The sequence below is a fragment of the Streptomyces sp. NPDC111520 genome, from assembly GCF_055635295.1.
This window is the reverse complement of sequence record NZ_JBVKBW010000002.1, coordinates 437179-463038: the sequence shown is the minus strand read 5'-3', so window position 1 is coordinate 463038 and position 25860 is coordinate 437179. Positions and strand designations below refer to the sequence as shown.

Sequence of the window (25860 nt, the reverse complement as noted above, 5' to 3'; positions counted from 1 at the left end):
GGTGTCGTCGCACCTCCCGTGGTGTGGGCCGACCGTACGCCCGTGCCGGCGGGCGCGTACACCCCCGGCACGGGGTCCCGCCGCGGGGGCGGGCCGGGGTCACCCGCCCGTGGCGACCGTGCGGGTGTCCCGTCCGGAACGCAGGACCCGGCCGGGGACCGCCCCGGTGATCCGGTCGTCGCGGATCGTCTCGACGCCGCCCACCCGCACGCTCACCACGCCCCGGGCCCTGGAGTCCAGGCGCGGGCTGTCGCCCGGCAGGTCGTGCACGAGCGTCGCGGTGCCCGCGTCGATCCGTTCGGGGTCGAAGAGCACCAGGTCCGCGTGGTACCCCGCGGCGACCCGGCCGCGCCCGCGGAGCCCGAACAGCCGCGCCGGGTCGTCGGTGAGCATCCGCACCGCCCTCTCCAGCGGGACCAGCCGGCGGCCGCGCAGGCAGTCGCCGAGGAACCGGGTGGTGTACGGCGCACCGCACATGCGGTCCAGGTGCGCGCCCGCGTCCGAGCCGCCGAGCAGCACGTCCTCGTGCTCCCAGGTGGTACGGCGCAGCTCCCAGCTGTCCGGGTCGTTGTCGGTGGGCATGGGCCACAGCACCGTCCGCAGGTCGTCGGCCGCGCAGATCTCCACGAGGGTGCGGAAGGGGTCCTGCCCGCGTTCCGCGGCGATGTCGCGCACCACCCGGCCGCTGACCCCGGCCCGCCGGTTCTCCTCGGAGTACGTGTCCCCGATGACGTACCGCCCGAAGTCGGCCAGCCGGCGGAAGACGCCCGCCTCGGGGCTGACGGCACGGCGGAGCATCGCGGCGCGGACCTCCGGGTCGCGCAGCCGGGCGATGCGCTCGGGGACGGGCAGGGAGAGGACCTCGCCCCAGCCGGGGATGAGGTTGAGGGCGCAGAAGGTGCCGAGCGACATGTTCATCGGCGTCAGGATCGGCATCGTCAGCGCCACGACGCGGCCGCCCGCCTTGCGGGCCCGCTCGGAGGCCAGCAACTGGCGGGGCACCCGGTCCGGGACGGCCGAGTCGACGGTCAGCACGTTCCAGTTGAGCGGGCGGCCGGCGGCGGCGGTCATGTCGACGAGGAGGTCGATCTCGTCGTCGGAGAAGGTGTCCAGGCAGCCCGCGACGATCGCCTCGATCTGCGTGCCCTCGTGCTCACCGACCGCCCGCGAGAGCGCGAGCAGTTCGTCCGGCCGGGCGTGCCGCGAGGCCACCGGGTGCCCGTCGCCGTCGGAGTGGGTGGACGACTGGGTCGTCGACAGGCCCCAGCCGCCGGCGTCCATGGACTCGTGGAAGAGCCGCAGCATCGCGTCGAGCTGGTCCGGCGTGGGCTGTCCGCCGACGGCGTCGGGCCCCATGACGTAGCGGCGCAGCGCGCAGTGGCCCACCATGAAGCCGGCGTTGACGGCGATCCGGCCCTCCAGGGCGTCGAGGTAGTCGCCGAACCCCTGCCAGCCCCAGTCGACGCCGGACTCCAAGGCCGTGAGGGACATGCCCTCGACCTTGGACATCATCCGGCGGGTGTAGTCGGCGTCCTGGGGCCTCAGCGGTGCCAGGGTGAAGCCGCAGTTGCCGCCGGCGACGGTGGTGACGCCGTGGTTCATGGAGGGGACCGCGAAGGGGTCCCAGAACAGCTGGGCGTCGTAGTGGGTGTGCGGGTCGACGAAGCCGGGGGCGAGGACCAGCCCGGTCGCGTCCTCGGTGGTCCGTGCGGGCTCCTCGGTCCGGCCGGGCGATGCGACCGTGACGACGCGGCCGTCCCGCAGGCCCACGTCGGCGGTGCGGGCCGGGGCACCGGTGCCGTCGGCGAGCGTCGCCCCGCGGATCAGGTGGTCGAGCATGGGTGGTCCCTCCTCCTGCTGGGCCGCGGGCGGGCGCCCCGCCGCGCGGTGTGGCCCCCGGCCGGCCGCGGGCGCGGCGGGCCGCCGCCGCGGTGCCGCTCCGGTCCGGGGGCCGGGCGGCGGTCCGGGAAGGCGCCGCCCCGTCGGTGGCCCGCGGGCGTCACGCCGCCCGGCGGAAGCGGGTGGTCCGGTGCACCGGGTCCGTGTCGATCTTGGGGATGACGTGCTCCCCCACCAGCTTGATCGTGCGCATCGTGTCCTCGAAGGGGACGCCCACCGGCAGCCCGAACGACAGCTGGTCGGCCCCCGCGGACTCCCAGCGCTTGCACTGCTTGAGCGCGTCGTCGGGGTCGCCGCAGATCATCAGTTCCTCGTCGAGGAGCATCTCGATCAGCTCCTCGGTGTAGGTCGGCAGCAGCTCGGGCCACTGCGGGATGTACTCCGGGCGCGGGAAGGTGTCGTGGTAGCGGAAGACCAGCGACTGCAGGTAGTTGAGGTTGCTGCTCGCGGCGACGCGGATCGCCTCCTTGCGGGTCTCGGCGACGATCGCGGTGGTGGTCACCATGACGTTGTCGTTGACGAAGTCGCCGATGGGCTCGGCGTCGCGCACCGCGGACTTGTACTGCTCCAGCACCCACTCCATGTCGGAGACCTTCTGGACGCTGAAGCCCAGCACGCCCAGGCCCTTGCGGGCGGCCATGGCGTAGGAGGGCGGCGACCCGGCGGCGTACCACATCGCGGGGTGCGACTTCCCGTACGGCTTGGGGAACACCTTGCGGGGCGGCAGGGACCAGTGCTTGCCCTGGAAGCCCGGGTACTCCTCGTTGAGCCACATCTTGGGGAACTCGCCGACGGTCTCCTCCCAGATCTCCTTGGTGGCGTTCATGTCGGTGACGCCGGGGAGGAAGCCGAGGATCTCGTGGCTGCCGGCGCCGCGGCCGGTGCCGAACTCGAAGCGCCCGTCGGAGAGGTGGTCGAGCATGGCGACCTTCTCGGCGACCTTGACCGGGTGGTTGACCTGCGGGAGGGGGTTGAAGATGCCCGACCCGAGGTGGATCCGCTCGGTGGCGTGGGTGAGGTAGCCGATGTAGACGTCGTTGGAGGACAGGTGCGAGTACTCCTCGAGGAAGTGGTGCTCGCTGAACCACGCGTACTTGAAGCCGGACCGGTCCGCCTGGACGACGTACTCGGCCTCCTCCATCAGCGCGTGGTGCTCGGCCTGCGGGTCGACCTCCGAGCGGAACTTGGGCACATATCCCTGTACGAAGATCCCGAATTCCAAGGGGTTCACCGTCCCTAGCTTTTCTGACGGATCGTCAGATTCCCGCTCCGACTCTTCCACCGGCGACGGGGGAGGTCAATACCCGACGGTTCGTCAGAAGAGCTGGACGCCGGCCAGCCAGCCGCCGTCCACGACGAAGGGCTGCCCGGTGACGTACGAGGAGTCGTCACCGGTCAGGAAGAGCGCGAGCCGCGCGACCTCCTCCGGGCGCCCGATCCTCGCGAGCGGCACGAGCTTGCCGTACAGCCGGTCCAGGGCCTCCGCGGGCACGGACTCGCCGGGGTTGGACATGGGGGTGTCGATCGCACCCGGGCACATCGCGTTGACCCGGATGCCCTTGGGCGCCAGCTCCATGGCGGCCACCCGCGTCATCCCGACGACGGCCGCCTTGGTCGCGGCGTACGAGACCACCCCGGCCATGCCGGTCAGCGCCACATAGGAGGCGGTGTTCACGATGGTGCCGCCGCCGGCCGCCGCGAGCAGCGGGGCCACGGTGCGCATCCCGAGGAAGGCACCGACCTGGTTGACCTGGACGACCTCCTGGAACTCCGCGAGCGGGGTGTCGACCAGCGCGTTGAAGCGCAGGATGCCGGCGTTGTTGACCAGCCCGTCCAGCCGGCCGAAGGCGTCCGTGGCCACGTCCAGGGCCGCCGCCCAGTCCGCCTCGCTCGTCACGTCCAGGTGGACGTAGCGCGCCCGGTCGGCGCCGATGCCCTCCGCCACGGCAGCGCCCCGCTCGTCGAGCACGTCCCCGAGGACGACCCGCGCCCCCTCCTCCGCGAAGAGCAGCGCCTCCTGCTCGCCCTGCCCGCGCGCCGCGCCGGTGATCAGCACGACCCGGCCGTCCAGCTTGCCCATGTCCGTCACTCCCTACGCGTCAAGGTGCGGCGCCACGCCGTCGGCGAACGCCTCCATCTGGTCGAGCAGTTCCGTCGCGCCACGACTGCGGAACCGCACCTGGATCTGGTCCACCCCCATCGCGCCGTACTCCCGCAGCGACTCGGCCAGCGCCTCCGGCTTGCCGGTCAGCGTCCGCCGCCCCACCGGCCACCCCGGCTCGCCGACGTACAGCGGCTCCGCGATGACGCCGACGGTGATCGGCGTGCCGCCGCGCAGCCGGCGCAGCCGGGCGATCTGCCCGGGCATGGCCTCCCGGGAGTCGCCCTGCGGCAGCCAGCCGTCGCCCTTGAGCGCCGCGCGCCGCACCGCCGCGGGCGACGATCCGCCGACCCACACCGGGACCGGCCGCTGCACGGGCTCCGGCTTCTGCTCCCCGGCCGCGAAGTGCGCCCGCACGGCGTCGATCGCCCGGTCCAGCAGCGCGCCGCGCCGCTCGAAGTCGAGCCCGAGGGCCTCGAACTCCTCCCGTACGTGCCCGGCGCCGACCCCGAGGACGAGCCGGCCCCCGGAGAGGTGGTCCAGGGTCGCGTACTGCTTGGCGGTGACCAGCGGATGCCGCAGCCCGATCACGGCCACGTGGCTCAGCAGCCGCACCCGCGTCGTCACGGCCGCCAGGAAGGCGAGCGTGGCGACGGGGTCGTACCAGGTGGGGCTCATCGCGGTGGCGAGCCGGGGCGGGACGGCCACGTGGTCGCAGCACCCGATGTACGCGAAGCCCAGCCGGTCCGCCGCCCGTGCGACGTCCACCAGGTCGCCCGGCGGCGCCGCGGCCTCCCACGGCTCCGCGTAGAGGGTGCTCAGGGATTGCACCGGCAACTGCATGCCGTACGCGGTCTCGGTCATGCCGACATGGTCGGACCTGACGGATCGTCAGACAAGGGTCAGCGCACCGCGAACTCCGGGGCGGCCAGGTCCACGGTCAGCGAGTGCCCCAGGTTGTTGGTGAAGGTGGCGTACCGCCCCTCGACCTCGGCGAGCTCGAAGGGGTTGGAGTCCTGGAGCGCCACCACCCACAGGAGACCGCCGTCGGAGTCCAGCCGGGCGAAGAAGCCCTCCGAGCCGTGCGCGCCGTCACCGCAGCACACGTACCCGGTGCCGTCGCGCAGCTCGACGACGCCCCGCGGACGGGAATCGGCCGTGGTGACGCGCTCCGGGTCCTCGGCGAGCCCGGCGACGACGTCGAAGGGCCCGCCGACGTCGAACACCGACAACCGGGGGCCGTCGACGTGCACGTGCAGCGCCGTGTCGTCCACCCGGTACAGGCCGTCCCAGGCCGGGACCCGGCCCGACAGCCACAACTCGGCGATCAGACCCATCGCCCGCCCTTCTCCCGTCCTACCGGGAGAAGCCCATCAGGCGGCCGCGCACGGCACGCGACACGGCCGCCAACGGCGGGCGAACTCGTCTCAACCGGCGGCCCCGCCCGGCCCCGGCCACAGGCCCTCCGGGGTCAGCCCCAGCAGCTCGACGGCGTTCCCCCGCACGATCCGCTCGACGACCTCCGGGGCGAGGTGACCCATCTGCGCCTCGCCCACCTCACGGGACTTGGGCCAGGTCGAGTCGGAGTGCGGGTAGTCGGTCTCGTACAGGACGTTGCCGACGCCGATCGCGTCGATGTTGCGCAGGCCCACCGCGTCGTCGAAGAAGCACCCGTACACGTGCTCCCGGAACAGCTCCGAGGGCGGCCGCAGCACCTTGTCGGCCACACCGCCCCAGCCGCGGTTCTCCTCCCAGACGACGTCGGCACGCTCCAGGACGTACGGGATCCAGCCGATCTGCCCCTCCGCGTACATGATCCGCAGGGAGGGGAAGCGGTCGAAGATCCCCGACATCAGCCAGTCGACCATCGAGAAGCAGCAGTTGGTGAAGGTGATCGTGGAGCCGACCGCGGGCGGCGCGTCCGCGGAGGTGGACGGCATGCGCGAGGAGGAACCGATGTGCATCGCGACGACGGTCCCGGTCTCGTCGCAGGCGCGCAGGAAGGGGTCCCACGCGTCGGTGTGCACGGACGGCAGCCCCAGGTGCGGCGGGATCTCGGAGAAGCAGACGGCCCGCACCCCGCGCGCGGCGTTGCGGCGCACCTCCGCGGCGGCCAGTTCCGCGTCCCACAGCGGTACGAGCGTGAGCGGGATCAGCCGGCCGCCGGCCTGCGGCCCGCACCACTCCTCGACCATCCAGTCGTTGTACGCGCGCACGCACAGCAGGCCCAGCTCCCGGTCCTTCGCCTCGGTGAAGGTCTGGCCGCAGAAACGGGGGAACGTGGGGAAGCACAGGGCGGACTGCACGTGGTTGACGTCCATGTCCGCCAGCCGCTCGGGGACGCTGTGGGAGCCGGGGCGCATCTGCTCGTAGGTGATCGCCTCCAGCCGCACCTCGTCCCTGCTGTAGCCGACGGCGGTGTCGAGGCGGGTCAGCGGGCGCCGCAGGTCCTCGTACACCCACCAGTCGGCGAGGGGCCCGTCGTCGCCGGGCTCGCCCATGCGCGGGGCGAACCGGCCGCCGACGAAGGTCATCGACTTCAGGGGGGCCCGCACGACGTGCGGCGCCCTGTCCCGGTACGCCGACGGGAGGCGGTCCCGCCAGACGCCGGGGGGCTCGACCGTGTGGTCGTCCACCGAAATGATCCTCGGGAAGGTCTCCATGGGGGCACGGTAGCGCGAATCTGACGGCCCGTCAGCCGGTGTGTGTGCGGCCGGGTGTCTGTGGTTGCGGCCGGTTGTCGTGTGCGGCGCCGCTGTGGTTCTTGTTGGGGGCTTTTTCCCGCCCTCCCGCCCTCCCCCAGCCTTCGGCCGGGGGACCCCCATCCGGCGCGATGGGGAGGGAGGGTGGGAGACAGCCCGCCGCAGGCGCAACGGACCCGCACACGACAACGGGCCGCAAGCGAACGACCCCGGGTCAGGCGGCTCCGCCGCCCGGCGCGAGCAGGAGCATGCGCCACACCGCGTCCTCCAACCCGTGCACGGAGGCGATCCACCCCAGCCCCTCCGCCCGCGTCCCGCGTCCCACCGCGACCGCCAGCTCCCCGGCCGCGTCCGCCAGGTCCCCGTGCCGCAGCGCGGGCTCCATGCGGCCCCCACCGAGCCCGTCGGCGACGTACCGCTCGTAGCCGGGCGCCGTACGCAGGACGCCGACCGGGCGCCACTCGTCCGCCAGCCGTTCGACCGGCTCGCCGCCGACCCGTCGCCCGTCGGCCTCCACGACCTGCGTGCGCGAGCGGTCCACCGCGAGCGCGGTCCACGCGTCGGCCCCGGTGAGCACCGCCGCGGGACGGCAGCGCTCGACGGCCTCGGCGACCGTCCCCGCGCTGTCCGGCCCGCCGCCGACCAGCGGCACGGCCGCCATCCCGGCGTACAGGCAGCCGTAGAACGCCCCGGCCAGGTCCGCGCCCTGCTGGTAGGCGAGCAGCACCCGGCTGCCCGGCGGCAGCAGCCGTCCCAGCCGGGCGGCCACCGCGCGCGCCCGGCGGTCCAGGGCGGCGAAGTCGCAGTCGTACGGCTCGTACGGGCGCCCCTCCGGATGCCGTACGGCCCGGCGGCGCAGGGCGGGACCGGGCAGGCGGTAGACGGACGGCGCCGGCCCTCCCCCGCTGCGGCTGCGCGGTCCGCTCACGGCCTGCGGCACACAACGCGAGCACATGGGCGGCCCTCCACCTCCTCCGACCGGACACCGGCCGGGCCGACGGAGTATGCTCGCACTTCACATGAAACTGGACCGAACATTCCCCGCTACTCCCTGGAACGCCCCTCCCGAAAGCCACCCATAGGTGACCGCATACAGGTTGAGGCGGCAAACTGGCACAGGCGGCGGAACCGATCGGGATGGTCCCGCCGTCCGTGAAGACTGTTCCGGCTCGTGATGAACGATCGATATACGCGCTCGTCGTGAAGGGTTCGGCGGCACCAGGGGGCAGGCATGGCAAGCGGTAAGGACCAGGACGGAGCGCTGCGCTTCGCGGTCCTCGGCCCGGTGCGGGCCTGGCGCGGCACGGAACCGATCTCCGCCGGGTCGCCACAGCAGAAGGCGCTGCTGGGCGCGCTGCTGCTGCGCGGCGGCCGCACGGCCACCGCGCAGGAACTGCTGGACGCCGTCTGGGGCGAGGAGCCGCCGCCCACCGCGCTGGCGGCGCTGCGCAGTTACGCCTTCCGCCTGCGCAAGGCCCTCGGCGCCGAGGCGCTGGCCACCGTCGACGGCGGCTACGTGCTGCACCCTGGCGACGGCTTCGACCTCTTCCTCGCCGAACGGCACCAGGCCGCGGCCGAGAAGGCCCGCGCGGCCGGCGACCTGGCCGCGGCCCGCGAGGAACTGCGCGGTGCCCTCGCCCTCTTCGACGGCGAGCCGCTGGCCGGCCTCCCCGGCCCGTACGCCGAGACCCAGCGCACCCGCCTGCAGGAGTGGCGGCTGCAGCTCACCGAGACCTGCCTCGACCTGGACCTGCAGGCCGGCTGCCACGCCGAGGTGGTCTCCGAGCTCACCGTGCTGTCCGCCGAGCACCCGCTGCGCGAGCGCCCCCGCGCCCTGCTGATGCTCGCCCTCTACCGCAGCGGACGGCAGGCCGAGGCGCTCGGGGTCTACGCCGACACCCGCCGCCTCCTCGACGACGAGCTGGGCGTCGACCCGGGCGCCGAACTCACCGAACTCCACCAGCGCGTGCTGGAGGCCGACCCCTCGCTGCTGCCGCCGCCCGTCCCGCAGGCGGAAGCCGTCGCAGAGCCGGTACGGCCCGCCCAGCTGCCCGCCACCGTCGCCGACTTCACGGGCCGCGACGCCTTCGTCCGCGAACTCGGCGAGCGCCTGGCCGGGTCCTCCGCGGAGGGCGGCGTCATGTCGGTCTCCGCCGTCGCCGGCATCGGGGGCGTCGGCAAGACGACCCTCGCCGTCCACGTCGCCCACGCCGTCGCGGGCACCTTCCCCGACGGGCAGCTCTACGTCGACCTGCAGGGCACCGCCGCCCGCCCCGCCGAACCCGAGACGGTGCTCGCCTCCTTCCTGCGCTCCCTCGGCGTCACCGACTCCGCGATACCCGAGTCCCTCGCCGACCGCGCCGCGCTCTACCGGTCGACCCTCGCGGGCCGCCGCGTCCTGGCCCTGCTGGACAACGCCCACGACGCCGCCCAGGTCCGCCACCTCCTGCCGGGCACGCCCGGTTGCGCCGCGCTGATCACCAGCCGGACCCGCATGGTCGACCTGGCCGGGGCCCACCTGGTCGACCTCGACGTCATGAGCCCGGAAGAGGCCCTGCTGCTCTTCACCCGCATCGTCGGGGAGGAACGCGTCGCCGCCGAACGCCAGGCCGCCCTCGACGTCGTCGCCGCCTGCGGCTTCCTCCCGCTCGCCATCCGCATCGCCGCCTCCCGCCTGGCCACCCGCCGCACGTGGACGGTGTCCTTCCTCGCCCGCAAGCTCGGCGACGAACGCCGCCGCCTGGACGAGCTCAAGGCCGGCGACCTCGCCGTCAAGGCCACCTTCGAGCTCGGCTACGGCCAGCTCACCCCGCAACAGGCCCGCGCCTTCCGGCTGCTGTCCCTCGCCGACGGCCCGGACATCTCCCTGGAGGCGGCCGCGGCCGTCCTCGACATGGACGTCCACGACGCCGAGGAACTGCTCGAGACCCTGGTCGACATCAGCCTCATCGAGTCCGCCGCGCCCGCCCGCTACCGCTACCACGACCTGGTCCGCCTGTACGCCCGCGACTGCGCCGAGCGCCACGAGGGCGACGACGCCCGCTGCACGAGCCTCTCCCGGCTGCTGGACTTCTACCTTTCGTCCGCGATGTGCGCGTACGAGCTGGAGAACCCCGGTGACCGACTGCTCGCGCACCTCGCCCCCGTCGGCCGTCCCGGTCTGCCCTTCGGGTCCCGCGAGGACGGCCTGGACTGGCTGTTCACCGAGGCGCCCAGCCTCCTCGCCGCCGTCCGGCAGGCCGCGGGCGACGGCTGCGAGGGGCCGATGCGGCGCGCCGTCGACCTGCTGCTGGTCAGCCAGGACCTGATGGAGTCCGGGATCTACGCGCGCCAGTACGAGCAGGCCACGCGCGCCATCGTCGCCACGGCCGGCGCCTGCGGCGAGCCGCTCGTGGAGGGCCGGGCCCGCGTGCTGCTGGGCCAGCAGTACAGCCTGGCCGGACGCCTGGAGGAGGCGGACCGGGAGGCCGAACGCAGCCTCGTGCTGGGGCAGGCCGTCGGTGACCCTCTGACCAGCAGTTACGCCCCCAACCTGCGCGGGATGGTGGCCTTGCCGGGACGCCGCTTCCAGGACTGCGCCGCCCACCACTCCCAGGCCCTGGAAGCCTTCATGGCCGACGGCAACCGGCACGGCGGCGCCGCCGCGCTGAGCAACCTGTCCCGCGCCCAGATCGAGCTCGGGGACGTCTCCGCCGCCGTGGCCTCGGCGGAGCGGGCCCTGTCGATCTACCGTGAGCTGCGGGCCGGGTTCCGCGTGGGCAACGGTCTGTACGCGCTGGCCATCGCACTGACGGCGGCCGGTCGCCGCGAGGAGGCCCTGGCGTCGCTCTCCGAGGCGTTGCCCGTCTTCCGAGCGGCGCGGCAGCACTTCTGGGAGGCCATGTCCCTCTTCCGCATGGCGGAAGTGCACCTGTCCTCCGGCGCCCACCGTCAATCGGCGGCGCTGGCCGAGCAGTCGCTGAACGCGCTGCGCGACCTCGGGGGCGAGCTCTACCGCGCGAAGGTGCTCACCGTCCTCGGCCGCGCCCTCGACCAGGCCGGCCAGGTGGACCGTGCCCGCGCCTGCTGGCGGGACGCCCTGGCGGCCTTCGTCGCACTGGGCTCCCCCGACGCCGACGAAGTGCGGCGCCTGCTGCACGGTCCCGCCGCTCCGGCCGTCGCCGTGTAGCCCGTTCCGCCTGCGCAACACCATCGGCACAGGACATCAACAGTTCCGTTTATCGGTTGATTATCGACGCCTGCCACGATTCCATCACTGCAAGAGCTGCCCGCCTGGTAGCGCACGGGGGTCGTTGCCAGGCGGGCTTTCCATCGGCCCAGTTCCACCCACCAGGGGAGGCACCATGAGCGAGACGGCACCCGAGTCCGGCTCCACCGTCGAGGAAGAGCCGGAGGTCGTCACCACCGAGGAGGTCGAGGAGCCCAAGGTCAAGGGCGACGACACCACGGTCAAGCCCGACAACTGGCACACCCCCTGACCGTCTTCTGACACGGGGGACGACCGGCCCGGGGGGCACGGGGGGCACGGGGGAGAGAACGACGGGGAACGGCACGACGGGGGACAGCACCACCACGGGGGACGGCACGGCCACGGGGGGCGGCACGGCCTGAGGAGCGCACCAAGGGGGGAGTGCTTCCGGGGGGGAACAGCACGAAGGAACCACGGACCGACTGCGGCGCGGAGGGGGCGCCGCAGCCGGTCCTTCTTCGCATGTGCCGGCCGTCGGCCACCGGCGCCGTACGGCACTTGCGTGCCGGGGGGACCGACGCGGTATGTTCCACAGCCGAGTCGGCCGCACGCGCACCCGCGGTCCGGGCCGCCTCACGGGCACCACCTGTACGCATGCTGCCGCCGGGTGCCCGCACCCGGCCTCTCCTCCGGAGGCGTCATGAACTTCGTACGCAAGGCCGCCGTCGTCCTCGCCGCCGTCGCGGCCGGACTCCTCTCCGCCGCGCTCCCGGCCGCCGCCGCGGACAGCCCGGACAACTGGCACCAGACGGTCGTCTCGCCCGACAACTTCCACACCCCCTGACGCCGGGCGCGCGGATTCGACCCGGGTCCCTCACCCTCCTCGGCGGGAGGGACCCGGCGCGTCCCTCACCGCGCCCGCAGGGCCGTCTTGAGCACCTTCCCGCTCGCGTTGCGCGGCAGTTCCGCCAGGAACTCCACCTCGCGCGGCACCTTGTAGTTGGCCATCTCCCGCCGGGACCAGGCGATCAGGTCGTCGGCGGTGACCACGGCGCCCGCCCGGCGTACGACGTACGCGCGGCCGACCTCGCCGAGCCGCGGGTCGGGGACGCCCACCACCGCCGCCTCCACCACGTCCGGGTGGCGGGTGAGCGCCTGCTCGATCTCCGCCGGGTACGCGTTGAACCCGCCGACGATGAACATGTCCTTGATGCGGTCGGTGATGCGCAGGTTGCCGTCGGCGTCCGTCACGCCCACGTCCCCCGTGTGCAGCCAGCCGTCCGCGTCGACGGCCTCGGCCGTGGCCGCGGGGTCCTCCCAGTAGCCGGACATGACGTGGTAGCCGCGCACCAGGACCTCGCCGGGCCGCCCCGGGCCCTCCGAGAGCACCCGCACCTCCGTGTCGGGGATGGCCCGCCCGGAGGTCGCGGCCACCACCTCCGCGGGGTCGCCGCGCCGGCACATCGTCACGGTGCCGCTCGCCTCCGTCAGCCCGTACGCGGTCAGCACCGTGGCGATCTTCAGCTCGCTGCGCAGCCGTTCCACCAATTGCAGCGGGATCACGGACGCGCCCGTCACGACCAGCCGCAGTGAACTCAGGTCGTGCCGGCCGCGTTCGGGGTGGTCGAGGACCGACTGGTGGAGGGTGGGCGGGCCGGGAAGCACGGTGACGCGTTCGGCGGCGACGTTGGCCAGGACGGTGCCCACGTCGAAGACCGGCTGCGGGATCATCGTCGCGCCCCGCATGAGGCAGGCGATGATCCCGGCCTTGTAGCCGAAGGTGTGGAAGAACGGGTTGACGATCAGGTGGCGGTCGCCCTCCTCCAGTCCCGCCAGGTCCGCCCAGACGTCGTAGACGCGCAGCGTCTGGGCGTGCGTGACCACAACACCCTTGGGGTGGCCGGTCGTCCCGGAGGTGAAGGTGATGTCGGAGGGCGCGGAGCCGTCGATCGCGTCGGAACGGGCCCGTACCGCCGCGCCGCTGACGGGGTCGCCCGCGGCCAGGAAGTCCTTCCAGCGCCGGTAGCCGTGGCCTTCGGGAGCCGCGTCGGACAGGACGACGACCTGTTCCAGGTCCGGCAGCGGCTGCTCGCGCGTCGCGCGCCGCAGCGCGGCGACGTAGGAGGTGCCGAGGAAGGTGCCCGTGACGAACAGCAGCCGGGCACGGGTGCGGCGCAGCACGTAGGCCGCCTCCGCCCCCTTGAAGCGGGTGTTGAGCGGGACGAGCACCCCGCCCGCGGTGACCGAGCCCAGGGCGGCGGTGATCCAGTCGAGCGTGTTGGGGGCCCAGACGGCCACCCGGTCCCCCGGGGCGATCCCGGACGCCACCGCCGCCGCCGCGGCGCGCTCGACCCGGGCGCCGAGTTCGGCGTACGTGACACGGGTGCGGCCGTCCACCACCGCCTCGCGCCCGCCCCAGCGCCGCGCGGCCTCCCGCACGAGCCGTGGGACGCTGCCCCACTCCAGGTCACCGCGCATGCGCCGAGCACCTCCCCATGAGCTGACTATCCGTCAGATTAGCGATAGCCTGATGGAATGTCAGCATTGAAGGACGCCACCGCGATCGTCGGCATAGGCGCGACACCCTTCGCCAGGCACCTCCCCGAGTCCGAGAAGTCGCTCGCCTGCCGCGCCGTCCTGGCGGCGCTCGACGACGCCGGGATCGAGCCGCACGAGGTCGACGGCCTCGCGTCGTACACGATGGAGGAGACCGACGAGGTCGAGCTGGCCAAGGCCGCCGGTCTCGGCGACCTCACCTTCTTCTCCAAGGCGGGCTTCGGCGGCGGCGGTTCCTGCGCCACCGTCGCCCATCTCGCCGCCGCCGTCGCCACCGGCCAGGCCACCGTCGGCGTCGCCTGGCGGTCCCGCAAGCGCGGCAGCGGCCCGCGCCCCTGGACGAACACCACCGTCCAACTGCCCACCCCCGCACAGTGGACCCGGCCCTTCGGCCTGCTGCGGCCCGTCGACGAGATCGGCATGCTGACCCGCCGCTACATGCACGAGTACGGCGCCACCCGCGACCACCTCTTCAACGTCGCCCTCGCCTGCCGCAACCGCGCCAACCAGAACCCGGCCGCGATCATGTACGACCGCCCGCTGACCCGCGAGATGTACATGACCTCGCGCTGGATCAGCGAACCGCTCTGCCTCCACGACAACTGCCTGGAGACCGACGGCGCGCTCGCCTGCGTCGTCGTCTCCGCCGACCGCGCCCGCGACTGCCGGCAACGCCCCGTCTACGTCCACTCCGCCGCCCAGGGGCTGCCCGCCCAGCACCACGGCATGGTCAACTACTGGACCGACGACCCCCTGACGGGCCCCGCCTGGACCGCCGCCCGCCACCTGTGGAAGCACGCCGACCTCACCCCGGGGGACATCGACGTCGCCCAGGTCTACGACGCCTTCACCGCCCTCGTCCCGCTCTCCCTGGAGGGCTACGGCTTCTGCGGCCGCGGCGAGGGAGGCGCCTTCACCGAGGGCGGCGCCCTGGAGATCGGCGGCCGGCTGCCGCTCAACACCTCCGGAGGCGGCCTGAGCGAGGCGTACGTCCACGGCTTCAACCTCGTCACCGAGGGCGTACGGCAACTGCGCGGCACCTCCACCGCCCAGGTGCCCGGCGCGCGGACCTGCCTGGTCACCGCGGGCGAGGGCGTCCCGACCTCCGCCCTGATCCTGAGGAGCTGACATGCTGAGCCCCGTCACCGACGACGACGGCGCCCCCTTCTGGGAGTACGCCCGCGCCGGCGAACTGCGCGTCCAGGCCTGCGCCGACTGCGGACGGCTGCGCTTCCCGCCCCGGCCGTGCTGCCCGCACTGCCACTCCTTCGCCGCCGAGTGGCGGCGCACCAGCGGCCGCGGCCGCGTCTGGTCGTACGTCGTGCCCCATCCCCCGCTGCTGCCCGGCTACGCCGAGCAGGCCCCGTACAACGTCGTCCTCGTCGAGCTCGCCGACGACCCCCGGATCCGGCTGGTGGGCAACCTGGTCACGGCACCGGACGCCCGGCTGGACTCCTTCGACCCCGCCCGCATCCGCATCGGCGCCCCCGTGAAGGCGGTCTTCCATGACGGCATCCCGCGATGGCTTGCGCTGTGAGACCGGCGACGGCGTCGCCGTCGTCACCCTCGACCGCCCGGAGCGGCACAACGCGATCGACCTCGCCACCGCGGCCGGACTGACCGAGCTGTGGAGGGAGTTCCGCGCCGGCGACGCGGTCCGCGCGGTCGTCCTGACCGGGGCCGGCGACCGTGCTTTCTGCACCGGCCTGGACCGCGCGGCCGAGGTCCCGCAACCGCCCTCCCCCTACACGCTCGACGATCCGCTGCTGACCGTCGGGCCCAAGGCCAACGACCTGTGGAAGCCGGTCATCGCCGCCGTCAACGGTATGGCCTGCGGCGGCGCCTTCTACCTGCTCGGCGAGTGCGAGTTCGTCATCGCCGCCGAACACGCCACCTTCTTCGACCCGCACACCAGTTACGGCATGGTCAGCGCGTACGAGGCCATCGCCATGGCACAGCGCATGCCGTACGGCGAGGTGATGCGCATGGCCCTGATGGGCACCGCGGAGCGGATCGGCGCGCGGCGCGCCCACGAGACCGGGCTGGTCTCGGAGGTCGTGCCCGGGCCGCTGCTGCTCGACGCCGCCCTGCGCGCGGCAGCGGTCCTGGCCGCCCACCCCACCGAGGCCGTGCAGGGCACCGTCCGCGCCGTCTGGTCGGCCCACGAGGCCGCGCGGGCCCAGGCCTTCGCCCACGCGCCGCACCTCATCGCCCTCGGCAACCTCCCCCCGGAACGCCAGGCCCGGCTGTTCGCCGGCCGCACCCGGGAGCATCGCGTGCGCTGACGGGCCCTGCCCGGACCCGCCCCGGACGAGGAGCCGGGGCCGCCCTGCTCCGGCGGCCTCACGACGGCCGGAACGGGGTCACCCTGACGGCCCCTCGCGTGGCGCCCCCGTCCCGCGCCGCGTAAGTTGGCCGGCGGCGGCCGTCGTTTGCCCCTTCCGTGTGCGGCACGACGGCCGTCAGCCGGGTCCTCACGTACGCCGGGTCGCCGCCTCGGTGCCCTTCACGGCGTTGAGGGCGTACACGCAGCGGTCCTTGCTGCTCGCGTAGACCACACCGTCCGAGACCACCGGGGAACCGGTGATCTCGCCACCGGTCTCGAGCTTCCAGCGCAACTGGCCGCCGCTCGCGTCGACCGTGTACAGGCAGTGGTCCTTCGAGCCGAAGTGCACGCGCCCGTCGGCCACCACCGGGGAGCCGACGATCTCGCCCTGCGCGGCGAAGCGCCACTTCGGGGTGCCGGAGACCGCGTCGAGCGTGTACAGCGCGCCTCCCGCGCCCAGCATCACCGAACCGCCCGCGACGAGCACGGGCTCCACGCTCTGCCGCTGCTCGGTCGCGACCCGCCAGCGGTCGCGCCCATCCACCGGGTCCAGGGCGTAGACGGTGCCCAGGTAGTCCGCGACGTAGACACCGCCGCCGGTGACGCCCGGTCCGGGCACGTAGGCGGGCGGCGCGAACATCACCGCGGGGGCGTCGAAGCGCCACCGCTCGGTGCCGCTGCGGGCGTCCAGGGCGAGCACCCGGTTCCCCACGGTCACGTACACCGCGCCGTCGGCGACGACCGGACGGGTGGGCATGGCGCCACCCTCCCCGGTCGGGTACGACCAGTGCTCGGTGCCGCTCGTCGCGTCCAGGGCGTGCAGCCGTCCGCCGCCGTGGAAGTAGACGACCCCGTCCACCACGCTCGGGCCCGACTCGGGCGTCTCGAACTCCGTCTGCGCCCCGCCGCGTTCCCAGCGCAGCCGCCCGGCCGCGGCGTCCCAGACCTGCACGCCGCCGCCGCGGGTGCCGGTGACGACGGTCCCGCCGTCCGCGCGGAGGGAGTAGATCCAGCCGTCCACACCGGTGCGCCAGTGCTCGGAGCCGTCCGCGGCGTCCAGCGCGTACAGGCTCGGCCCGTCGGAGCCGTGGATCCGGCCGCCCGAGACCGCCATCGTCCACGCCACGTCACGGGTCTTGAACTGCCGCCGCCCGGTGGCCACGTCCAGCGCGTGCACCTCGAAGGAGGTCACGTAGAGCCGGCCCGAGGAGACGACCGGGGTGCCCCACACGTCGTTGGACATGCGGAAGCGCCACGGCCGCCATTCGCCCGGCGGCACCGCGGGTGCCTGCGGCACGCCCTGGGGACCGCCCTGACCGCTTCCCTGGCCACTTCCCTGACCGGGCACCGCCGCCGGCGGTCCTCCGGCCACGCCGCCGCGACCGGCCCAGCCCAGCGCGCCCCCGGCGGCGGCGGTGGCCGCGGCCTGGTTCTTGCGCTCGGCGAGCCGCATCCCGGGTCCTATCGGTGCCGAACCGGCGAGCTGCACCGGCCCGCCCGGGCCCTCGGCGGCGACCGGAGGGGGCCCCGCCGGTCCCACGGGCGGCACGGGAGGCCGCGCCGGCATCGGGGGCACCGCGGCACCCGCACCACCGCCGCCCGGCACCCCGCCGCCCGCACCGCCGCCGGGGGCGCCCGGCCCCGCGCCGGGGCGGCCGCCACTGCGCCGTTCCTCTATCAGTCCCACCGCCGCGGGCGGCAGCCACGCGGAGGCCGTACCGGTGTCGTCACCCGCGGACGAGAACAGATGCGGCGCCAGTTGCGCCTGCAGGTCCGCCGGGCTCGGCCGGCGGTCGGCCTCCATGCGCATGCACGCCTCGATGAGGGGGCGCAGATCGTCGGGCAGGCCCGACAGGTCCGGGCCCTCCCGCAGGAGCATGAACACCGTCTCCACGGGGTTCGCCCCGTGGAAGGGCGCGTGCCCGGTCGCGGCGAAGACCAGCGTCGAGCCCAGCGAGAACACGTCGCTGGAGCCGGTGACGCTGCGCGAGTCCTTGGCCTGCTCGGGCGACATGTACGCGGGCGTGCCGACGGCGACGTTCGTCATCGTCAGCCGCGTGTTGGACACCCCGCTCGCGATGCCGAAGTCGATCACCCGCGGACCGTCCTCCACGACGAGCACGTTGGAGGGCTTCATGTCCCGGTGGACCAGCCCCGCCCCGTGGATCGACTGGAGCGCCTCCGCGACCCCGGCCGCCAGCCACCGTACGGCCTGCACCGGCAGCGGCCCCGACTCGTTGACGATCTCCTCGAGCGAGGGCGCCGGCACGAACGCCGTCGCCAGCCAGGGCACGGCGGCCCTGGGATCGGCGTCGACGACCGCCGCCGTGTAGAAGCCGCTGACCGCGCGGGCCGCCTCCACCTCACGGGCGAAGCGCACGCGGAACAGCTGGTCCTCCGCCAGCTCCGCCCGTACGGTCTTGATCGCCACGCGCCGGCCGGATGCCGAGCGCGCGAGATAGACCAGGCCCATACCGCCGGCACCCAGCCTGCCCAGCACCTCGAAAGGGCCGATCCGTCTCGGATCGTGCTGCGTCAGCTGCTGCACCACTGTCCTGCCACCTCCCCGTGGGTTCCCCCCATCCCGGGGTCCGTCCCTGATTCTTCCTGGGATGAGTATCAGTTGCGAACCCGGGGCGGTGTCGACACGCGATTACCTTCGATTCGGTTGCGGATCCGGGTGCGTTCAGGACGGCTTCCCGCCGACCGTGGTAGCGGGGTCGATCAGGGCGAAATGGGCACCCTGGTCGTCAGCGACCAGGAGGAAACGGCCGAAAGGCGAATCCATCGGACCCATGGTGACCCGGCCCCCGAGCCGCGCGACCGTTTCCGCGGCCCGGTCGGCGTCGGAGACGGCGAAGTAGACGATGAAGTGCGCGGGCAGTTCCGACGGGAACCCCTCCCCCATCCGGAAGCGGCCGAGCACCGCGTTCCCGGGCGTGACCTCCCGGCCCTGGGGGACGAAGATCCGGAAGTCGACGGCCTCGTCCTCGATCCGCTTGCCGCCGAAGCCGAAGACCTCCTCGTAGAAGGGGTCGGTCCGCTCGGTCTCCCGCGTGTAGACCTCGGTCCAGATGTAGGAGCCCGGGACGCCGGTCACCTCGAAGCCCCCGTGCGTGCCGGCCTGCCACACCCCGAAGACCGCACCGCCCGGGTCGGCCGCCATGAGCATCGTCCCGAAGGGCCCAACCGCCATGGGCTCCATGATGAGTTGGCCGCCGGAGTCGCGGATCCTGCTCGCGATGGCCCGGATGTCGGAGGAGGCGAGGTAGACGTTCCACACCGTCGGCATCCGGCCGTCCGGCTTGGGGGAGAGGGCCGCGACGTTCTTCCCGTCCGGGCCGTACGCCTGCGTGTACTGGCCGTACTGCTCCTCCCCCTCCCCGAAGGTCCAGCCGAGCAGCTCGCCGTAGAAGCGCTTGCCGGCCTCCAGGTCGTTGAGCATGGCGTCGGCCCAGCAGGGGGCGCCCTCGGGGTGTGCGGCCATCTCGTCCTCGATTCGTCCGATGATGCGACCGGCGATCCCGATTCACGTGGGGATTCGCATGGATCGACGGAGTGTCTGGCTTGACACGTTATCGGCGGATCCCCCGCTGCGCCCGAGGAGAAATCGAACACATGGCCTTCCCCATTTGCAGGCATCGAATCGCGCGCTGATCACCAGCCCGTAAACTGACGGCATGACAGGACAAGTTCGCACCGTCGACGGCCGTGTGGCAGGCCGCCGGGGACAGGCGACGCGGCAGAAGCTGCTCGACTGCCTCGGCGAAATGCTCAGCACGTCGCCGTACCGGGACGTCAAGGTGATCGACGTCGCCCGGATGGCGGGTACCTCCCCCGCAACGTTCTATCAGTACTTCCCCGACGTCGAGGGCGCCGTCCTCGAGCTCGCCGAGGAGATGGCCAAGGAGGGGGCCGCGCTGACGGACCTCGTCGCCGGCCGATCCTGGGCCGGCAAGTCCGGCGCCACGGCGGCGGAGGAACTGGTCGAGGGCTTCCTCTCCTTCTGGCGCAAGCACGACGCCATCCTGCGCGTCGTCGACCTGGGCGCCGCCGAAGGGGACAAGCGTTTCTACAAGATCCGCATGAAGATCCTCAACCCCCTCACCAACTCCCTTTCCGATTCGATCAAGGAGCTCCAGGGCAAGGGCCGGGTCGACAAGGATGTCAGCCCGGCAGCCGTCGCCGGATCCCTCGTCGCGATGCTCGCCGCGGTCGCCGCGCACCAGAAGGGCTTCCAGACCTGGGGCGTCAAGCAGGCCGAACTGAAGCCGAACCTCTCGCTGCTGGTGCACCTCGGCGTGACGGGCAAGAGGCCGACGCGGTGACGCCGCGGCGCTGACGCCCGCCTCCGGCGGCATTGTTGATCTACGTTCACGTCGAAGTCCTGCCTGCAACGACGCGGGCGCCCACCGGTCCTCGGGGGAGGTTGCCGGCCCGGGCGCCCGCGTTGTCCTTTCCGGGGGCTTCCCTCCTGCGAACCCGCGCTACGGCTTCCCGGGCGCCCCGCCGCCCGGCTCCCTGGGGACGAGCCGGAACAAGCGGATCCGCCGCTCCACGCGCCGCGCGTAGGTCGCGTACGGCGGCCAGAACTCCAGCAACGCCGCCCACACCGCCTCGCGCTCGCCGCCCGTCAGCAACTCCGCGCGCACGGCGAGGTCCCGGCCACGCCAGTTGACCTCGGCGTCGGGGTGCTTGAGCAGGTTCCCCGTCCACGCCGGGTGGTCGGTGCGGCCGAAGTTGCTGCCGACCAGCACGAAGGTGCCGCCCTCCTCCGGCATGCAGGCCAGCGGAGTGTGCCGGGGCAGACCGCTGCGCGCACCGGTGGCGGTGAGCACCAACCCGGGCAGCATGCGCGCGCTGAGCAGGACCCTGCCGCGGGTCGCCCGGTGCACGAACCGGTCCACCGCCGGCACGACATGCGGCCCCACCCTGGCGAACAGCCGGGTCGACGACACCTTCTGCACCACCGTCCGCAACAGGCTCATGCCGCCGCCCTTCCCCGGGTCGTTGTCGTGGTCGTGGTCACGGTGGCGGCGGGGGTGGGGGCGGGGGCAGCCCCGGTGAAGACGCCCGCGCCCTCGGCCGCGTGGGCCCGCAGCGCGTGCACGGGGCCGAAGAGCAGGTCGTCGGAGGCGGCCCGTTTCACGTACAGGTGCGCGTGGTGCTCCCACGTGAAACCGACGCCGCCGTGCAGTTGGACGGCCTGTCCCGCCGCGGCGCGCAGCGCCTCCAGGCCCTGGGCGAGCGCGAGCGGTGCCGCCACCGCGGCGTCCGGCTCCTGCCCCTGCTCCTGCTCCTGGGTGCTCCCGACGGCCCAGGCGGCGTAGTAGGCGGCCGAGCGGGCCGCCTGGACCTGGACGTAGAGGTCGGCGAGACGGTGCTTGACGGCCTGGAAGGACCCCACGGGCCGCCCGAACTGCTCCCTGGCCGCGACGTACTCCACGGTGACCGCGAGCGCCCTGGAGGCCGCCCCCACGGCCTCCGCGGCCAGTGCGGCGGCGGCCAGGACACCCGTACGGGCGAGTGCGGGGCGCGGATCGGCGGCGTCCTCCCCGCCCAGCGGCTCGGCGGGGACGTCGCGCAGTTCGACGCGGGCCTGCGGGCGGGTCTCGTCCAGGGCGGTCAGCCGCCTGCGGACCAGGCCCGGGGCGTCACCGAGGACCAGGAAGAGCCGGATGCGACTGCGTGCGTAGCCACCCGTATGGGCGGCCACGAGGAACAGCCCGGCACCGGGGCCGCCGAGCACCTGGTCGGCCTGCCCGTACAGCCGCCAGACGCCGTCGGTCGGGCGGGCCTGCACGCCCCCCGCGCGGCCGCCGCCCGCCCAGTCGCCGGTGTTGGGGCCGGCGAGGCCGAGGGCCACCGGGGACGCGGCAAGGGCGGCGGGTTCACCGGAGGCGAGGCGTGGGAGCAGGGCCCGGCGCTGGGCGTCGGTGCCCAGCGCCTCGACCAGGGGCGCGGTGAGCACGGCCGTGCCCAGCAGCGGCGAGGGCAACAGCGCCCGGCCGGTCTCCTCGCAGGCCAGCACGAGTTCCGTGGGGCCGCAGCCGGCGCCCCCGTACGCGGGGGGAAGGGCGAGGCCGGGCAGGCCCAGCGACTGCGCCAGCAGCCGCCACAGGCCGGCGTCGTGGCCCGTGGGGGTGCGGGCGGCGGACTTCACCTCGTCCGGTCCGCAGCGTTTGCCGAGCAGTTCGCGCAGGGTGCGGCGGATCTCTTCCTGCTCCTCGGTGAAGGCGGCGTCCACGGCGAGCTCTCCTCCCACCCCGGGGCATCCGGAGGCGACCGGAAACCCTGCACCTGATGTACCGTCAGATTCATGGCTCAGGGTCAGGGTACTCGCAACGGCCGCGAAGTCGCCGTCCTCGGCGTCGCGTTGTCGGACTGCGGCCGGGTCGACGACGCCACCCCCTACGCCCTCCACGCGCAGGCGGCACGCCGCGCGCTCGCCGACAGCGGGCTGCCCCGGTCGGCCGTGGACGGCTTCGCCTCGGCCGGGCTCGGCACGCTCGCGCCGGTCGAGGTCGCCGAGTACCTCGGACTGCGGCCGCGCTGGGTCGACTCGACGTCCGTGGGCGGGGCGACCTGGGAGGTCATGGCGGCGCACGCCGCCGACGCGATCGCCGCCGGGCACGCCGACGTCGTGCTCCTGGCCTACGGCTCCACCGCCCGCGCCGACCTCAAGGCCGGGCGGCGCACCGCCAACCTGTCCTTCGGGGCGCGTGGGCCGCTGCAGTTCGAGGCCCCGTACGGGCACACGCTGATCGCCAAGTACGCGATGGCCGCCCGCCGCCACATGCACGCGTACGGCACCACCGCCGAGCAGCTCGCCACCGTCGCCGTCCGGGCCCGGGCGAACGCGGCCCGCAACCCCGACGCGATGTACCGCACGCCGATCACCGCCGACGAGGTCCTGTCCGGACCGATGATCGCCGACCCGTTCACCAAACTGCACTGCTGCGTCCGCTCCGACGGCGGCTGCGCGGTGCTCCTGGCCGCCGCGGAGTACGTGCGGGACGGGGCACGGCCGCCGGTGTGGGTGCTGGGCTCCGGCACCGCCGTCTCGCACGCCACGATGTCGGAGTGGGACGACTTCACGGTCTCCCCTGCCGCGGTCTCGGGGCCGCAGGCCTTCTCGCGCGCGGGCGTCACCCCGGACGAGATCGACCTCGCCGAGATCTACGACGCCTTCACCTACATGACCCTGGTGACCCTGGAGGACCTGGGCTTCTGCGCCAAGGGGGAGGGCGGGCCCTTCGTCGCGGGGTCGCCGCTGCCCGTCAACACCGACGGGGGCGGGCTGTCGGCCTGCCATCCCGGCATGCGGGGGCTGTTCCTGATCGTCGAGGCGGTGCGGCAACTGCGGGGGGAGGCGGGCGAGCGGCAGGTGCGCAAGGCCGGCGGGGCGCTGCCGGAGCTGGCCGTGGCCTCGGGGACGGGGGGCTGGTTCTGCTCCTCGGGGACGGTGGTGCTGGGGCGGGGCTGAGGGGCGCGGGGCCTGCCCGCGCCGCTCAGCCCCGCCCCGGGGCGTCAGCCGGTGATGGCGACCGGGGCGTCCCAGTCGCTGCGGTCCACGGTGATCGTGTAACCGCCGCGGGTCTCCTTGCTGTTGACCATGTACTGGTGGCCGCGGCGGTGGCCCGTCCACAGCGACGTGGAGAACGGCCAGTCGGCGGTCGTGGTCTTGCGCTCGTCCCACAGCGCGTACCAGAGGATGTCCGGCATGTCGGTACGGTTCGTCGTCGTGGCGACGGCCTTCGCGCTGGAGCTGCGGAAGCCGTAGAAGCCGGCCCAGTACCCCTTGGCGTGCACCGCCTTGTCCCAGGCCCGGACGTAGGTGAGCACCGCGTTGTTGCACGAGGTGTTGGCGACGTCGTAGGACTCCATGTCCAGGTACACCGGGCTGCCGGCCTTCATCCCCAGCGCCGACGCCTTGGCCACCGCGTCCGCCCCGTCCTTCGCGCCGAGCGAGGCGGCGGTGGATGCGGTCAGCTTCTCCGGGTTGCGGCTGGTCTGGCACGGGGGCTGCGCGCCCACGTAGAGCGGGATCAGCTTCCAGCCCGTGGCGCTGACCGACTTGACCCAGGACTTCGTGAGGTTGGGCTGCGCGCACCCCCGGTTCTTGCCGCCGACGTACACGGCGGCCGCGCCGTAGAAGCCGTTGTGCCACGCCTTCATCGCCGACGCGGACGGCGCCGTGCACGTGTCGAACGCCCGCCCGGTGAACACCTTGGGCGCCGGACGCGACACGGTGGTCGCCATCGAGGCCTCCGCGGCGACTCCCCCGCCCACGAGCACCGCGGCAGCGGCCACCGCCCACGCGATGTAACGACGCTTCTTCGACATCCGGTGACCGGACATCCCCACCCCATTCACGAACAAGGGACGCACCGCACCGGGTGCGCCTGACAGAACTCCGAGGCCCCGGGACAGCACGGCGCGCGCAGGGCGTGCGGCGCGCGGCCGCACCCGTGTACGGGTCCGCGGCGCGCGAGGGGCGGATCGCACCCTAACCAACCCACCCCTCCCGATCGGGAAAGCACATGTCCCGATCGGCACAAGATTCCCCCAAGGCACGGCAAATCCCCGTGCGACCGTGCCACCGCGCAGTTCAGGGGTGCGGATCGGTCGCCAGACGGCTGTGCAGGTGGACGTTCTGGAGCGCGCCGGACAGGTCGACCATCGCATCGCGCAGGACACCTTCGAGGACGTAGCCGCAGCGCCGCGCGACGCCGCAGGAGGGCTCGTTGCCGACGGCGTGCCCCAGCTCCAGGCGGTGCAGCCCGAGATCGCGGAAGGCCCACCGGGTCACCGCCTCCAGTGCCCGGGAGGCGACGCGGCGCCCACGGGCCTCGGGCAGCATCCAGTAGCTGACCCGGGCGCCGCGCATGGTGCGGTCGATCGCCCCTATCCCGGCCTGGCCGAGCACGTCACCGGCCTCGGTGACGGCGAAGGACGCGAGGTCCCCGGCCGCCCAGCCGTCGCGCCTGCGCCTCAGGAAGTCCTGCGCCCCCGCTTCGTCGGGGTCGGGGGCGTGTGCGGTGTTCCAGCGGCGGAAGTCCGGGTCGCCGAGGCCGCGCAGGGCCGCTTCGAGGTCGCCGGCCGTCTCCTCCCACGGCCGGAGCAGCAGTCCGTACGCTTCCAACTCCACTGGCCTCAGCACGCCCTCATTCAAGCAAACGCGGCCGTCCCGGCCGGGCGGAAGATGGGGATGGCGATCCGGGCGCCGTCGGCCGCGGGGCGGAAGCAGACGCGGAGGTCCATGCCGACGCGCAGCGCCTCGTGGGCGCAGCCGACGACCTCCGTCATCATGCGCGGCCCCTCGGCGAGGTCGACGACGGCGGCGACGTACGGCAGCCGCCCGGCGAAGGGCCGGAGCTCGTTGGCGTGCACCACGGACCAGGTGTAGAGGGTGGCCCGGCCTGCGGCCTGCTCCCAGACGACCTCCTCGCTCCAGCAGTGCGGACAGAACTCCCGGGGATAGTGGTGGGCGAGCCCGCAGCCCGGATCGAGGCAGCGGCGGATCAGCAGCCGGCCCTCCGCCGCGGCCCTCCAGTAGGTGTCCGTGAAGGCGTCGGGCTCGGGCAGGCCGGTCACAGGAAGAGCCCCCAGGCGCTGTCCAGCGACCAGGCCTGCCAGCCCATGGCGAAGAGGAGGACGACGGAGGCGAGGATCATCATGGCGTTCTGCCCCTGCTCTGCCCAGTCGTGGATCATGAGGACCAGGTAGAGCAGGTTCAGGACGGCGCCCCCGGCCAGGGCTATCGGGGTCAGCAGGCCGAAGGCCAGGCCGAGCCCGATGGCGAGTTCGGCGTGGACGACGACGTGGGCCATCAACTTGGGACGGGGCGCGACGAGCACGGAGAAGCCGTTCCGGACGGCGCTCCAGCGGTGTTCGGCGGCGACGCCGGCGGCCCAGGCGATGCCCGTGCCCCGCTCGAACCAGCCCTTCTTGTCCTTGTGCCGCCAGCTCTCCAGCCACCACAGTCCGAGGCCGATGCGCAGGACGGCGAGCCATTCGGCGCCGGTCAGCCAGATCGTCTGCATCTCGTGCCTCCCCGGGACAAGGGATCTGACGGAATGTCAGT

The 25860-nt window shown here is 73.5% G+C and carries 24 protein-coding genes; 8 read left to right on the top strand and 16 right to left on the bottom strand.

The genetic code is table 11. The features are described from left to right. Positions 1-99: 99 nt before the first annotated feature. The 7 genes from ACZ7MY_RS06165 to ACZ7MY_RS06135 form a co-directional block, all read right to left on the bottom strand. Positions 100-1839: an N-acyl-D-amino-acid deacylase family protein gene (locus ACZ7MY_RS06165; RefSeq protein ID WP_499599982.1), complete on the bottom strand. Its 1740-nt coding sequence runs from the start codon at positions 1837-1839 to the stop codon at positions 100-102. A gap of 160 nt (positions 1840-1999) precedes the next feature. After that, on the bottom strand, positions 2000-3121 hold the full coding sequence (locus tag ACZ7MY_RS06160; protein ID WP_499600278.1) for an LLM class flavin-dependent oxidoreductase: 1122 nt from the start codon (positions 3119-3121) through the stop codon (positions 2000-2002). Between the two features lie 93 nt (positions 3122-3214). Further along, positions 3215-3979 (bottom strand): SDR family NAD(P)-dependent oxidoreductase, encoded by a 765-nt coding sequence (locus tag ACZ7MY_RS06155; protein ID WP_499599981.1) that lies wholly within the window; start codon positions 3977-3979, stop codon positions 3215-3217. 12 nt (positions 3980-3991) lie between these two features. Next, positions 3992-4864 (bottom strand): TIGR03619 family F420-dependent LLM class oxidoreductase, encoded by an 873-nt coding sequence (locus tag ACZ7MY_RS06150; RefSeq protein WP_499599980.1) that lies wholly within the window; start codon positions 4862-4864, stop codon positions 3992-3994. Positions 4865-4902: 38 nt separating this feature from the next. Then, entirely contained in the window at positions 4903-5337 is a 435-nt protein-coding gene (locus ACZ7MY_RS06145) for a hypothetical protein (protein ID WP_499599978.1), read from the bottom strand. 90 nt (positions 5338-5427) lie between these two features. Then, positions 5428-6663 carry an amidohydrolase family protein gene (locus ACZ7MY_RS06140; RefSeq protein WP_499599977.1) on the bottom strand — a complete coding sequence of 412 codons (1236 nt, stop codon included), beginning with the start codon at positions 6661-6663 and terminating at the stop codon, positions 5428-5430. Between the two features lie 253 nt (positions 6664-6916). Continuing rightward, positions 6917-7630: an AMP-binding protein gene (locus tag ACZ7MY_RS06135; RefSeq protein ID WP_499599975.1), complete on the bottom strand. Its 714-nt coding sequence runs from the start codon at positions 7628-7630 to the stop codon at positions 6917-6919. A gap of 303 nt (positions 7631-7933) precedes the next feature. Between ACZ7MY_RS06135 and afsR the strand changes: the two genes are divergently transcribed. The 3 genes from afsR (at position 7934) to ACZ7MY_RS06120 (ending at position 11735) form a co-directional block, all read left to right on the top strand. Then, a complete protein-coding gene (gene afsR / locus ACZ7MY_RS06130; protein WP_499599973.1) occupies positions 7934-10870 on the top strand; it encodes an SARP-family global regulator AfsR in 2937 nt (978 codons plus the stop codon). 175 nt (positions 10871-11045) lie between these two features. Continuing rightward, positions 11046-11180 carry a hypothetical protein gene (locus ACZ7MY_RS06125; RefSeq protein WP_265737386.1) on the top strand — a complete coding sequence of 45 codons (135 nt, stop codon included), beginning with the start codon at positions 11046-11048 and terminating at the stop codon, positions 11178-11180. Positions 11181-11591: 411 nt separating this feature from the next. Further along, positions 11592-11735, top strand: coding sequence for a hypothetical protein (locus ACZ7MY_RS06120; protein ID WP_499599971.1), 144 nt, complete (start codon positions 11592-11594; stop codon positions 11733-11735). A gap of 65 nt (positions 11736-11800) precedes the next feature. Here the strand turns inward: ACZ7MY_RS06120 and ACZ7MY_RS06115 are convergent, their stop codons facing one another. Continuing rightward, positions 11801-13369 carry a FadD3 family acyl-CoA ligase gene (locus ACZ7MY_RS06115; RefSeq protein ID WP_499599969.1) on the bottom strand — a complete coding sequence of 523 codons (1569 nt, stop codon included), beginning with the start codon at positions 13367-13369 and terminating at the stop codon, positions 11801-11803. Between the two features lie 57 nt (positions 13370-13426). Between ACZ7MY_RS06115 and ACZ7MY_RS06110 the strand changes: the two genes are divergently transcribed. Genes ACZ7MY_RS06110 through ACZ7MY_RS06100 form a run of 3 tightly spaced genes read left to right on the top strand, consistent with a single transcriptional unit; the run spans position 13427 to position 15732 of the window. Beyond that, complete coding sequence (locus ACZ7MY_RS06110) at positions 13427-14575, top strand: lipid-transfer protein (protein WP_499599968.1); 1149 nt, start codon at positions 13427-13429, stop codon at positions 14573-14575. Position 14576: 1 nt separating this feature from the next. Next, positions 14577-14984 (top strand): Zn-ribbon domain-containing OB-fold protein, encoded by a 408-nt coding sequence (locus ACZ7MY_RS06105; RefSeq protein ID WP_499599966.1) that lies wholly within the window; start codon positions 14577-14579, stop codon positions 14982-14984. Continuing rightward, complete coding sequence (locus ACZ7MY_RS06100; RefSeq protein ID WP_499599964.1) at positions 14953-15732, top strand: enoyl-CoA hydratase/isomerase family protein; 780 nt, start codon at positions 14953-14955, stop codon at positions 15730-15732. Before ACZ7MY_RS06105 ends, ACZ7MY_RS06100 begins: the two co-directional genes overlap by 32 nt. A gap of 189 nt (positions 15733-15921) precedes the next feature. Here ACZ7MY_RS06100 and afsK read toward each other — a convergent pair whose 3' ends face one another. Both afsK and ACZ7MY_RS06090 read right to left on the bottom strand, forming a co-directional pair. Then, a complete protein-coding gene (gene afsK / locus ACZ7MY_RS06095; RefSeq protein WP_499599962.1) occupies positions 15922-18324 on the bottom strand; it encodes a protein serine/threonine kinase AfsK in 2403 nt (800 codons plus the stop codon). Positions 18325-18459: 135 nt separating this feature from the next. Continuing rightward, positions 18460-19260: a VOC family protein gene (locus tag ACZ7MY_RS06090; protein ID WP_499599961.1), complete on the bottom strand. Its 801-nt coding sequence runs from the start codon at positions 19258-19260 to the stop codon at positions 18460-18462. 193 nt (positions 19261-19453) lie between these two features. Between ACZ7MY_RS06090 and ACZ7MY_RS06085 the strand changes: the two genes are divergently transcribed. Further along, a complete protein-coding gene (locus ACZ7MY_RS06085; RefSeq protein ID WP_499599959.1) occupies positions 19454-20101 on the top strand; it encodes a TetR/AcrR family transcriptional regulator in 648 nt (215 codons plus the stop codon). 159 nt (positions 20102-20260) lie between these two features. On the opposite strand, the gene ACZ7MY_RS06080 is transcribed toward ACZ7MY_RS06085, so the two are convergent. Then, positions 20261-20761, bottom strand: a complete 501-nt coding sequence (locus tag ACZ7MY_RS06080) for a nitroreductase/quinone reductase family protein (protein WP_499599957.1) — start codon at positions 20759-20761, stop codon at positions 20261-20263. Beyond that, entirely contained in the window at positions 20758-22020 is a 1263-nt protein-coding gene (locus tag ACZ7MY_RS06075) for an acyl-CoA dehydrogenase family protein (RefSeq protein WP_499599955.1), read from the bottom strand. Before ACZ7MY_RS06075 ends, ACZ7MY_RS06080 begins: the two co-directional genes overlap by 4 nt. A gap of 72 nt (positions 22021-22092) precedes the next feature. Between ACZ7MY_RS06075 and ACZ7MY_RS06070 the strand changes: the two genes are divergently transcribed. Beyond that, a complete protein-coding gene (locus ACZ7MY_RS06070; RefSeq protein ID WP_499599954.1) occupies positions 22093-23259 on the top strand; it encodes a thiolase C-terminal domain-containing protein in 1167 nt (388 codons plus the stop codon). Positions 23260-23303: 44 nt separating this feature from the next. Here ACZ7MY_RS06070 and ACZ7MY_RS06065 read toward each other — a convergent pair whose 3' ends face one another. From ACZ7MY_RS06065 to ACZ7MY_RS06050, 4 genes are all read right to left on the bottom strand, one after another. Beyond that, positions 23304-24134 carry a glycoside hydrolase domain-containing protein gene (locus ACZ7MY_RS06065; protein WP_499599953.1) on the bottom strand — a complete coding sequence of 277 codons (831 nt, stop codon included), beginning with the start codon at positions 24132-24134 and terminating at the stop codon, positions 23304-23306. 250 nt (positions 24135-24384) lie between these two features. Further along, positions 24385-24936: a GNAT family N-acetyltransferase gene (locus ACZ7MY_RS06060; protein ID WP_499599952.1), complete on the bottom strand. Its 552-nt coding sequence runs from the start codon at positions 24934-24936 to the stop codon at positions 24385-24387. Between the two features lie 8 nt (positions 24937-24944). Then, on the bottom strand, positions 24945-25370 hold the full coding sequence (locus ACZ7MY_RS06055) for a Zn-ribbon domain-containing OB-fold protein (protein WP_499599951.1): 426 nt from the start codon (positions 25368-25370) through the stop codon (positions 24945-24947). Next, positions 25367-25819, bottom strand: coding sequence for a DoxX family protein (locus tag ACZ7MY_RS06050; protein WP_499599949.1), 453 nt, complete (start codon positions 25817-25819; stop codon positions 25367-25369). Before ACZ7MY_RS06050 ends, ACZ7MY_RS06055 begins: the two co-directional genes overlap by 4 nt. Positions 25820-25860 lie beyond the last annotated feature (41 nt).

Excerpts from the sequence above, each read along its gene's own strand:
- ACZ7MY_RS06110 (WP_499599968.1), top strand. The coding sequence starts at position 13,427 with ATGTCAGCATTGAAGGACGCCACCGCGATCGTCGGCATAGGCGCGACA.
- ACZ7MY_RS06080 (WP_499599957.1), bottom strand. The coding sequence starts at position 20,761 with ATGAGCCTGTTGCGGACGGTGGTGCAGAAGGTGTCGTCGACCCGGCTG.
- ACZ7MY_RS06125 (WP_265737386.1), top strand. The coding sequence starts at position 11,046 with ATGAGCGAGACGGCACCCGAGTCCGGCTCCACCGTCGAGGAAGAGCCG.
- ACZ7MY_RS06165 (WP_499599982.1), bottom strand. The coding sequence starts at position 1,839 with ATGCTCGACCACCTGATCCGCGGGGCGACGCTCGCCGACGGCACCGGT.
- ACZ7MY_RS06150 (WP_499599980.1), bottom strand. The coding sequence starts at position 4,864 with ATGACCGAGACCGCGTACGGCATGCAGTTGCCGGTGCAATCCCTGAGC.
- ACZ7MY_RS06085 (WP_499599959.1), top strand. The coding sequence starts at position 19,454 with ATGACAGGACAAGTTCGCACCGTCGACGGCCGTGTGGCAGGCCGCCGG.
- ACZ7MY_RS06090 (WP_499599961.1), bottom strand. The coding sequence starts at position 19,260 with ATGGCCGCACACCCCGAGGGCGCCCCCTGCTGGGCCGACGCCATGCTC.
- afsR (WP_499599973.1), top strand. The coding sequence starts at position 7,934 with ATGGCAAGCGGTAAGGACCAGGACGGAGCGCTGCGCTTCGCGGTCCTC.
- ACZ7MY_RS06100 (WP_499599964.1), top strand. The coding sequence starts at position 14,953 with ATGACGGCATCCCGCGATGGCTTGCGCTGTGAGACCGGCGACGGCGTC.
- ACZ7MY_RS06145 (WP_499599978.1), bottom strand. The coding sequence starts at position 5,337 with ATGGGTCTGATCGCCGAGTTGTGGCTGTCGGGCCGGGTCCCGGCCTGG.
- ACZ7MY_RS06155 (WP_499599981.1), bottom strand. The coding sequence starts at position 3,979 with ATGGGCAAGCTGGACGGCCGGGTCGTGCTGATCACCGGCGCGGCGCGC.
- ACZ7MY_RS06140 (WP_499599977.1), bottom strand. The coding sequence starts at position 6,663 with ATGGAGACCTTCCCGAGGATCATTTCGGTGGACGACCACACGGTCGAG.
- ACZ7MY_RS06105 (WP_499599966.1), top strand. The coding sequence starts at position 14,577 with ATGCTGAGCCCCGTCACCGACGACGACGGCGCCCCCTTCTGGGAGTAC.
- ACZ7MY_RS06050 (WP_499599949.1), bottom strand. The coding sequence starts at position 25,819 with ATGCAGACGATCTGGCTGACCGGCGCCGAATGGCTCGCCGTCCTGCGC.
- ACZ7MY_RS06115 (WP_499599969.1), bottom strand. The coding sequence starts at position 13,369 with ATGCGCGGTGACCTGGAGTGGGGCAGCGTCCCACGGCTCGTGCGGGAG.
- ACZ7MY_RS06065 (WP_499599953.1), bottom strand. The coding sequence starts at position 24,134 with ATGTCCGGTCACCGGATGTCGAAGAAGCGTCGTTACATCGCGTGGGCG.
- ACZ7MY_RS06070 (WP_499599954.1), top strand. The coding sequence starts at position 22,093 with ATGGCTCAGGGTCAGGGTACTCGCAACGGCCGCGAAGTCGCCGTCCTC.
- ACZ7MY_RS06120 (WP_499599971.1), top strand. The coding sequence starts at position 11,592 with ATGAACTTCGTACGCAAGGCCGCCGTCGTCCTCGCCGCCGTCGCGGCC.